Here is a 9,040-nt window from a genome sequence, read left to right as displayed (position 1 = left end):
GAGCCGCGCCCCTCGCCCCTTCGCGCCCGCCAGCGCTAAGGCCGACCGACTCGCCCCCTAACCGCCGCCGCCCCACGGGGGTGCCCGCGCCGGGCACCGGCGGCGTCCGTCAGTACGACTGGCTGGTGGCGCACCGACCGGTGGATCCGTTGCACACGACGACGTACGAGGTGATGCCGGCGTCCAGGAAAGGGTCGGTCCAGACCCTGGGACCGTAGGTCCCCTTGTCCTGACCGTTGCCGTTCGACTGCCTGAGGGCCACGGTGCAGTAGTCGCCCATGGTGGAGGCCACGTAGCCCCGCACCCAGTCGTGCCCGTTGGAGAACGTGTCGACCATGCCCCCGGCACAACCGGGGACGTTGGCCGAGAAGGTGGCGTCGGCCGACGCCATCCCGGTGCTGAGGCTCAGGCCGACGGTCGCGACGGCGGCGACGGCGGCGAGGCGGGTGGCGGTGCGCTTCCTGATCATCGGTTTCCATACCTCCTGGTGTTCGGTGGCTGACTGCCTCGACCCACCGTGCCCGCGGGCTCCGTCCGGAGGCCGGTTTCCCGGACAAGTCCGTACACCGGCGCGGGAGTTCCGGGAGGTCGGGTCGTTCTTCGAGGACCGGGAGTGTCGTGGGTGGACCCCCCGGGGAGTGGTGCGGTCGTGCCGCCCGTTCCCGGTTCAAGGGAACCGGCTGACGGGGCTGCCCTTCGAGTGATTCGATGACGTTCGAAGACTCATGACGCCGGCCGTTCGGGCGGCCGACGGCCGAACCTCGGGGGGTGTCGTGCTCTGTCTCGACATGGACCGCGCCGTCCTCGCGAACACCCGGTTCGCGATCTCGCCGCTCAGCACCGCGGTCGGTGCGCTCGGTCTCCTGCGTGGCAACGAGCGGCCGGGCGGCGGCGGTTGGCGGGGCAGGGTCCAGGAGGCCGTCCGCGAGCGCAGGCTCGTTCTGCTGAGCGCGCTGTTCGGCGGTTCATGGGACTACGTGCCGGACTTCCTGACCCCGCAGCCGCAGACCCCGGAGGCCCCGGTGCAGGAGGAACTGCACGCGGTGGCCACCACGGCTTCCGCCCGTCTGCGCTGGGAGCTGCGGATCATGGCCCAGGGGGTCCGTGAGGAGCGTCTGGCTGGCCGGGTGCTCCCCGTGGTCCTGCGCGAGGCCCTGGAGCGCGGCGAAGGGGACTTCGCCGCGCTGGTGGCAGCCGAGCTGGAACGGCTGTGGGACTCGGCCCTCGCCCCGCACTGGCCGGCCCTGCGCAGCCGCATGGAGGAGGACATCACCCACCGGGCGCGGACCACCGCCCGCCACGGCCTGGCCGGCATGCTGGCCACCCTGCATCCCCGGGTGCACTGGAACGACGACCGGCTGAACCTGGTCGGCCGCTTCCAGGCCCGGATCCCCGGCAGCACCGGCCTGGTCCTGACCCCCTCGGTGTTCCCCGCCGGCCTGCGCGTGGTCGTCGACTCGGTGCCCTCGCCCGCCGACCGCGAGCCGATGCTCGCCTACCCCTCCCGGCCCGGGCCCGCCACCGGCCCGGGGCGCACGGTCCCCGCCCTGCTCGGGGCGACCCGCGCCCGCCTGCTGTCCGACCTGCACGCCGCCCGCACCACCGCGGAACTGAGCGAGCGGCACTTCCTCGCCACCAGCACGGTCTCCTACCACCTCGGCATCCTGCACCGCACCGGACTGATCACCCGCACCCGCACCGGAGCGCACGTCCTGTACCAGCGGACCCACCGGGCCACCGACCTGCTGGCCGACCCCCGGCCCCACTGAGGCAAGCTGACCGGGCACGGCTCACCGCCCTGCTCCCGCTCCGTCCGTTGGAGGCCCGATGCCCGAGCTCCCCCCGCCCCGCCGCGTCACCCTCCGTCTGCCCGCCGACCTCGCGGACTGGCTCCACGGTTTCGCCGAAATCTCCCACCGGTCCGTCGACGACGTGGTCCGGCCGCTCATCGAGGCGGAACGGGCCCGCGTCACCGCGAACTGGGACCGGCCGGAGCCGGAGTAGAACCGGGAGTGGGGCGGGGCCGTTACTGCAGGATGCCGACCGCCCGCGCCACCACCAGGACCACCGTGATCAGGGAGACCGCCGACTGCGTCATCATCAGCAGTTTCGCCCAGACCGACAGCGGCATGGTGTCCGTCGGGCTGAAGGCGCAGGCGTTGGTGAACGCCACGTACAGGTAGTCCGGGTAGGAGGGCTCCCAGCCCGGCTCCGCGATGCCCTCCTGCTGCATCTGCGGGAAGAGGAAGTCCGGGTAGGCCTTCACCCCCTGGGCGCGGGCCGCCGGGCCGCCGCGGTCCCACTCCCAGTACCAGAGCGAGAAGGCGATGATGTTGGTCGCCCACACCGCGCCGCCGGTGCCGAGCAGCGCCAGCGCGCCCGGCGAGGCGGAGGTGTGGATCAGGTCGCGCACCAGCTTCACCGCCGACCAGCCGTTGGCCAGGCTGATCACCGCCACCATGGCCAGGCTCATCAGCCGCAGCAGCCGCGACGTCTGGTCGATGCGCTTGTGCGGGTTGAGGACCGCCAGGGCCACCAGCAACGCCAGCTCCAGGGCCGGCAGCATCCAGTGCGGGTGGATGGTCAAGCGGGTCGGCAGGGCCAGCTGCAGGCCCACGGCGACCAGGATGGCCACCGAGACCGCCCACCGCTGCTCACCGAGAGTGACCGAACGCCACGCCGGGCGCTCCGGCTTCTCGGGCTCCAGGAGCCGTTCGATCCGCTCCAGCCTGCGGTGCAGTGCCTCGGTAAGCTGCGCCGGGGCATGGGGTTCATGGTCACTCATGGCGCACAGTGTGGCAGGCGTCCACTCACGCGATCGCGGGGGTACCGGGTGCGGGGACGATAATGACCGGGCTGCGGGCGGGCTGCGCCAGCGGCGGCGGTCGATGGAGAGGCAGAGAAGCGGATGACCCTGGTGGAAGGCCTGCGCGTCAGGTTGGCCGAGGACCTCGCCCTCGGTGAGGCGGTCGCCGGAGAGGCCGGGGCCGTCGTCGGGTTCCTCTCGCTGGGGGCCGGGGTCGAGGGCACCGTCGAGCGGGTGGACGAACTCCCCGAGAGCCACGAGGTCCGCGAGTACCTGCGTCTCAAGGCGCTGTTCGAGGACTACGGGCACACCATGCCGGCGGCCAGCCGCGAGCGGCTGGAGGCCGAGATCGCCGTGCTGGAGCCGCAGTGGGCCGCCCACCGGGAACGGGGGACGCAGGTGACGGTCCGGGTCCGGCTGGACAACGGCCTCGTCCTCGACGGGGCGCACCAGGACGTCCTGACCCCGCTGTAAGAGGGGGCGTTCGCCGGTCGGCTACGGCCCGGCGGGGGCGCCGTCGCCGCCGGTGCGGGCCGCGGTGCCGAACGGCCAGGCCTCGATGTCGCGGTAGCGGATCGGGCCGGGGCCGCGGCCGGTGTTGCTGCCGACCAGGTGGAGGCGCTCGGCCTGCCAGGGCCGGCCCGCGAATCCGTCGAGGCCGGCCGCGGCCCGGGGCACGCTGGTGGGATCGTCGCGGCGCGCGCGTGCCAGGGTCAGGTGGGGGCGCAGCGGGCGGCTGCGGAAGGCGATGCCGCAGGAGGCGATCAGGTCGCGGACGTCGGCGGCGAGCTGGTGCAGTCCTTCCAGGTCGCCGTCGATGCCGCTCCACAGCAGCCGCTCGTCGAAGTGGCCGCCGCCGTGCAGGGCCAGTTGCAGGGCGGGGTGGGAGGCCGCCCGGCCGGCGAGCACGGACTGCAGCAACGGTACTGCGGTGGACGGGAGTTCGCCGAGGAAGGCCAGGGTGATGTGCCAGTCCTCGATCCGGTTCCAGCGTAGCCGCGGGTACATGGCGTAGGCGGGCTGCAGGGCCCGGGCCAGTTCGTCCTTGGCGTCGTCGGGCGGGGCCAGCGCGATGAAGACGCGCAGGGTCGAGGGCTCGGGGGGAACGTCCACGAGGGATTTTCTAGCATCCCGTCGGCGGCGGACGGCGGGGCGGGTCCGGGGTCCGGAGGCCGGGGTCCAGGGGCCGGGGCCGCCCCGCCGGTGCTCCCCCGGCGTGCCGGTGCTCGCCACCCGGGCGGCGGGCGGGGAGACTGGGCACTGTGACCGACGTGCGCGAGACCTTGACTTACGAGATGTTCGGGCGGGCGGTGCGCGAGCTGGCGCACACGATCGCCGCCGACGGGTACGAGCCCGACCTCGTCCTGAGCATCGCCCGTGGCGGCGTGTTCGTGGCGGGCGGTCTGGCGTACGCGCTGGACTGCAAGAACATCCACCTGGTGAACGTCGAGTTCTACACGGGCGTGGGCACCACCCTGGAGATGCCCGTCATGCTGGCGCCGGTGCCCGCGGCGATCGACTTCACCGACAAGAAGGTGCTGATCGCCGACGACGTCGCCGACACGGGCAAGACGCTGAAGCTGGTACACGACTTCTGCCTCGGCCACGTCGCCGAGGTGCGGTCCGCCGTGATCTACGAGAAGTCGCACTCGCTCGTGAAGTGCGAGTACGTGTGGAAGAAGACCGACGACTGGATCGAGTTCCCCTGGTCGACGGAAGGGCCGGTCGTCAAGCGCGCCGGCCAGGTGCTCGACGCCTGACCTGGACGAGGGCGCGGTGGCGCCCCGGGGGAAGATCAGCGCAGTTCGACGGTGATGCCCACCCGCGCGAGCAGTCGGAGGACGTCGTCGACGTACGGCGTCTCGCCCTCCGTGTCCACGGTCACCTCGGCGAGCGCGCGCCGGGCGACCTCGGCGTCGTGCCAGACCAGGGTGAACGGCGCGGGCGGCAGGTCCCCGCCGCACGGGCAGCCGCGCAGCACGTGCCAGCACTGGGCGTAGTGGCCGCCGGGGCCGGCGACCGCCTCGCCGATCGCGCACACCAGTCCCGGCACGTCGGTCACGTGCCGCCCGTCGAGGTGCCGTACGGGACCCGTCGGGGGCCGGCCGGCTTCCTGACGGCCGGCGTCCTGACGGGCGGCGGCGAAGGCCGCCCACTCCTTCCGGCCCTCGGACGGGAACGCGGCCCAGGTGCCGGCCTCGGCCGGCGGCCCCTCGAACCAGGCGTCCCACACCGGCCGGGCCGCCGGCACGGGCCGGACGGCGGGGCCCTCGGCCAGCCACAGGTCCAGCAGGGTCCCGCCGAGCACGGACGGGCGGGAGGCGATGACGTTGAGCGGCATGTGCTCCTGGTGGCGCATCACCCGGCCGGTCCGGTCCACGGCGAGCAGTGTCACCCGGTCGCCGTCGCCCCGCGGGCGCACCAGCCGGCGCAGCAGCCTCTCGCCGGGCTCGCAGCCGATGAGCCGCATCGGCGGGGACGCGGGCACGCCGCGATAGAGGCCTTCGACGCGGTGGCACGCGCCGAGCCCGCCTCCGCCCGGTCCGTTGAACAGCCGCCATTCGGCGTCCGCGGGCTCGTCGCGCCATCCGGGGCCGTCGACCCCGGCCTCGACGACCAGGTCGAACAGGAACGTGCCGAGGCCGGAGGGCGCGCACCCGGTCAGGACGGGGGCGAGCAGCTCCCAGTGGTCGTCGCGGTAGCCGCCGTACGGGTCCTTCTCGGGGTCCGTCCCGGGCGCGGTGAAGTCCACGATGAGGCCGAGGGCCCCGAGGTCGACGGGTTCGCCGGGCCGGTGCCGGGCGTGCTCGGCCGCCTTGAGCAGGCGGCCGGTCGGGGCGCAGCCCACGAGCGTCAGCTGCTTGCGGTGCGGGGCCGGTTCGACGAAGAAGCCGTCGGCCTCGGCGCAGCGCGCCCACACGGTCGGCTCGTCGTCCCACTCCTCTTCGGCCAGGACGTACTTGAGCGGCCGGTCGCGTTCCCAGGTCCAGGTGCTCTCCAGGGCCGGCATCACGACCTCTGCCTCCCGTGTGTGTTGTGCCTGCTCACCGCCCCGTAGCCTGCCACTCCCCGGGCCGGGCGCGGACGGCGGGGCTCCTGGTTGCCCTGCCTGTGACGGGCTCGGTGCCGTCAACGGCGGTGGCACCGGCCCGGGGACGGGCGCGGTGCCACCGGCTGCGGTCGGCTCCTGGGGGGCGGGTTGCCGGGATCTGCCCGGGGGCCGGGTCGACTTGAGCCATCAGCCCTGCAGAACGCCGGTCGGCGCCCGGGGATTCAGCGGGCCGGGGCGGCGCTCGTCCGGGTCCGCCGGGAGCGCGGGCCCACGGCCTTCCACGTGCGGACGGCGGGGGTGATCAGGACGTCGCGCAGGGCGCGGCGCGCCGGTTGCGGGGTGCCGGGCAGCACCGGGTACCGGGCGCTGGTGCCGGTCCATGTGGTGAGGGCGGCGAGGAACTGGTCCAGGAGCAGGGCGAAGCGGTGGGTGTCCAGGACCTGGTCCACCGGGGGGCCGGCGGCGGCGTCGGCCGCGGGGGGCGGTCCGGCGTGGAAGCCGCGCCGCACCGCCGAGTGGAGCCAGCAGAAGCGCCGTTCTTCCGCGTCCAGCCGCTCGCTCACGTCCTGGCGGGCCTGCGCCGCGGACAGGCCGCCGTCGGCCATCCGGGCGGCGATGGCGTTGAAGGTCTCGTCCTTGCCGCCGTCGGCCGCGAGGTCGTTCGTGAGGATCCCGCAGGTCGAGAAGGCGTCCAGGAGGTCCTGCACCATGGGGTCGCCCCAGTGCGGCGTGATGCACTGGTCGGCGAGTTCGCACCACATCGCGGCCAGCAGCATGCCGCCGTCGGCCGGACGGAGCATCAGGTACTCACGCAGCGTGGGCGTTCGTCCCGGCTGCACGTAGTGCACCAGTTTGTCGCGTGCGGCGACGATCCAGGCGGCCAGCTGCTCGCGGTAGCGCTGCCACCAGAAGTCGGGCATCATCGCGCGGCTCTCCCGGACCAGCTCCGCCAGCGCGTGGACCGCGGGATGGTCGTCGGGTGCGGGCCGGTCGCTCTCGGCGCAGACGCACAGCAGCGACCGGGTCAGCCTCCCGACCGCGTCCAGCGGGGCGCCGCGGAGGTCTCCGTCCAGCAGGTCGTCGGTCGTCCACGTCCACAGGGCCCAGCGGGCGGCCAGGCGCAGCGGGGCGCCCCCGGCGGTCGGCCACGCCTTGAGGCACAGGTCCACGTATCCGTGCGAGAGGTAGGCCTCCGGCGCCGGGTGCAGGCCGTACCGTTTCAGGAATTCGAGAGCGTCAACGCTCAGGTCGGCGCGTTCGGCTTCCCTGGGCTGCGGAATGAGGCGGACAAGGTCGCTCACCGGTCGGCTCCTCGTGCGAAGGACCCGAGCCGGCCGACGTCTTCGGCGGCCGGCTCGGCGGCGCGAGCTGTCTCACGCGCTGCACGACCAACGACCGTCCGGGCGAGCCGATGCGTTTCCGCGCCACACCCGCGAGCCGTGCGGCCGAGGTTTGAGGGTTGTGTGTGGCACATGTGTGGTCGGCGGGGTGGCCGGGGCCTCTCGTGCTGACGGACCGTCAAGAGGGCGCAGCAGTGGGGTGCTGGGACAAGGTCGGGTACGGACGGCAGGTGGCCGGGCGCACGTGCCGGATGCGGGCGCGTGCGGCGGGGTGGCCGGAGCGGCGGGCGCCGGCGGTGGCACGGGCCGGCCCGGGGACGTGTTCGGGCGCACGGTTGGCGTAGTCGGCGGCCGGGTCGTCCTCCGGAGGAAGAGGGCGCGTACCGGCGGCCGTGCGCCCCGCTTTTCGGGGGTGGTCCGGGCGGCGTCGGGTGGTGTGCGGACAGTCGCATGCCGGTGGCCCGCCGGTCGTCCGGCAGGGTCCGACGGCCGGATGACGGCGGTATGACGGCGGCGCCTGACAGCGTCCGGGGAGGCCGGCCGGAACCGATCGGGCGGCCCGATCCCGAAGGAGTCACCCATGCGCACACCCGTCACGATCGTCGGCGCCGGGCTCGGCGGCCTCACCCTGGCCCGGGTCCTGCACCTGCACGGCATCCCGGTCGCGGTCCACGAGGCCGATCCCTCCCCGTCGGCGCGCACGCAGGGCGGGCTGCTCGACATCCACGACTACAACGGGCAACTCGCCGTGGCGGCGGCCGGGCTGACGCAGGAGTTCCGCGCCATCGTGCTGGAGGGGCGCCAGGCGATGCGGGTGCTGGACCGCGACGGGAGCGTCCTGTTCGAGCAGGCCGACGACGGCACGGGCGGGCGTCCCGAGGTGCAGCGCGGCGACCTGCGGCGGATCCTGCTCGACTCGCTGCCCGCCGGCACCGTGCGGTGGGGGCGCAAGGCGACCGCCGTCCGCCCCCTGGGCGGCGGCCGGCACGAGGTGGCGTTCTCCGACGGCTCCGGAGTCGTCACGGACCTGCTGGTCGGCGCCGACGGCGCGTGGTCGCGCGTGCGACCGCTGCTCTCGGCCGCCCGGCCCGGGTACGCCGGCAAGTCGGTCGTCGAGACGTACCTGGCCGACGCGCGCACCCGGTTCCCGGCCACCGCGCGGGCGGTCGGCGGCGGCTCGATGATCGCGGCGTCGTCGCCGGACCGGGAGATCTTCGCGCACCGGGAGAGCGGCGACACCCTGCACGCCTACATCGGGATCACCGAGCCGCTGGACTGGTTCGCGGGCCTCGACGTCACCGACGCGGCCGCGGTCACCGCGCGCGTTGCGCGGGAGTTCGCCGACTGGGCGCCGGAGCTGCTCGCGCTGATCACCGAGGCGGACTCCGCACCGGTCCTGCGCCACCTCCACGCCCTCCCGGCCGAGCACCGGTGGGAGCGGGTGCCCGGGGTGACCCTGCTCGGCGACGCCGCCCACCTCCAGGCCCCGAACGGCGAGGGCGCCAACCTGGCCATGCTCGACGGCGCCGAGCTCGGCCTGGCCCTCGCCGCGCACCCCGGCGACGTGGAGGCGGCGCTCGCCGCGTACGAGCGGGACATGTTCCCCCGCAGTGCGGAGGCCGCCGCGTTGTTCCCGGAGGGCGGCTCCGGGGACGACGCGGTCCATCCCGTGATCGGGCTCCTCACCGGGCAGGGCCGGTGAGGAGCCGAACCCGGGGCCTGGGGGTGCCGGGGGGCGGGGGGGGGCCGCACCCGGCCCGCCGGGCCCCCGGCCGGGGGGGGGGGGGGGCCGCCGGGGGGGGGCGGCGGGGGGGGGCCGGGGCCGGCGGCGCCCGCCCCCGC

General features: G+C 74.6%; 10 protein-coding genes. 5 read left to right on the top strand and 5 right to left on the bottom strand.

Annotated features, from left to right (window positions below; all coding sequences use genetic code 11):
- Window positions 1-109: 109 nt before the first annotated feature.
- On the bottom strand, window positions 110-469 hold the full coding sequence (locus ACFV4G_RS40385; RefSeq protein WP_380448071.1) for a hypothetical protein: 360 nt from the start codon (window positions 467-469) through the stop codon (window positions 110-112).
- A 304-nt stretch (window positions 470-773) separates the two neighbouring features.
- Here ACFV4G_RS40385 and ACFV4G_RS40380 point away from each other — a divergent pair, with 304 nt between their 5' ends.
- Window positions 774-1,769 (top strand): ArsR/SmtB family transcription factor, encoded by a 996-nt coding sequence (locus ACFV4G_RS40380; RefSeq protein WP_380448069.1) that lies wholly within the window; start codon window positions 774-776, stop codon window positions 1,767-1,769.
- A gap of 58 nt (window positions 1,770-1,827) precedes the next feature.
- Window positions 1,828-2,004, top strand: coding sequence for a hypothetical protein (locus tag ACFV4G_RS40375; RefSeq protein WP_380448067.1), 177 nt, complete (start codon window positions 1,828-1,830; stop codon window positions 2,002-2,004).
- A gap of 22 nt (window positions 2,005-2,026) precedes the next feature.
- Here the strand turns inward: ACFV4G_RS40375 and ACFV4G_RS40370 are convergent, their stop codons facing one another.
- On the bottom strand, window positions 2,027-2,785 hold the full coding sequence (locus ACFV4G_RS40370) for a hypothetical protein (protein WP_380448065.1): 759 nt from the start codon (window positions 2,783-2,785) through the stop codon (window positions 2,027-2,029).
- A 123-nt stretch (window positions 2,786-2,908) separates the two neighbouring features.
- Here ACFV4G_RS40370 and ACFV4G_RS40365 point away from each other — a divergent pair, with 123 nt between their 5' ends.
- Window positions 2,909-3,280: a hypothetical protein gene (locus tag ACFV4G_RS40365; protein WP_380448063.1), complete on the top strand. Its 372-nt coding sequence runs from the start codon at window positions 2,909-2,911 to the stop codon at window positions 3,278-3,280.
- 21 nt (window positions 3,281-3,301) lie between these two features.
- On the opposite strand, the gene thpR is transcribed toward ACFV4G_RS40365, so the two are convergent.
- Window positions 3,302-3,919 carry an RNA 2',3'-cyclic phosphodiesterase gene (thpR, locus tag ACFV4G_RS40360; RefSeq protein WP_380448061.1) on the bottom strand — a complete coding sequence of 206 codons (618 nt, stop codon included), beginning with the start codon at window positions 3,917-3,919 and terminating at the stop codon, window positions 3,302-3,304.
- A gap of 149 nt (window positions 3,920-4,068) precedes the next feature.
- Here thpR and ACFV4G_RS40355 point away from each other — a divergent pair, with 149 nt between their 5' ends.
- Window positions 4,069-4,566: a phosphoribosyltransferase gene (locus tag ACFV4G_RS40355; protein WP_380448059.1), complete on the top strand. Its 498-nt coding sequence runs from the start codon at window positions 4,069-4,071 to the stop codon at window positions 4,564-4,566.
- A 35-nt stretch (window positions 4,567-4,601) separates the two neighbouring features.
- On the opposite strand, the gene ACFV4G_RS40350 is transcribed toward ACFV4G_RS40355, so the two are convergent.
- Both ACFV4G_RS40350 and ACFV4G_RS40345 read right to left on the bottom strand, forming a co-directional pair.
- The gene (locus ACFV4G_RS40350) at window positions 4,602-5,819 is read right to left on the bottom strand and encodes a hypothetical protein (protein WP_380448057.1); all 1,218 of its coding nucleotides are present in this window, start codon (window positions 5,817-5,819) and stop codon (window positions 4,602-4,604) included.
- 260 nt (window positions 5,820-6,079) lie between these two features.
- Complete coding sequence (locus tag ACFV4G_RS40345) at window positions 6,080-7,159, bottom strand: terpene synthase family protein (protein ID WP_380448055.1); 1,080 nt, start codon at window positions 7,157-7,159, stop codon at window positions 6,080-6,082.
- A gap of 619 nt (window positions 7,160-7,778) precedes the next feature.
- Here ACFV4G_RS40345 and ACFV4G_RS40340 point away from each other — a divergent pair.
- Window positions 7,779-8,900, top strand: a complete 1,122-nt coding sequence (locus ACFV4G_RS40340; RefSeq protein WP_380448053.1) for an FAD-dependent oxidoreductase — start codon at window positions 7,779-7,781, stop codon at window positions 8,898-8,900.
- Window positions 8,901-9,040 lie beyond the last annotated feature (140 nt).

Source organism: Kitasatospora sp. NPDC059747 (genome assembly GCF_042732955.1).
Lineage (GTDB): Bacteria > Actinomycetota > Actinomycetes > Streptomycetales > Streptomycetaceae > Kitasatospora.
The sequence above is the reverse complement of the archived record's forward strand: the minus strand, read 5'-3'. Positions and strand labels throughout refer to the sequence as shown.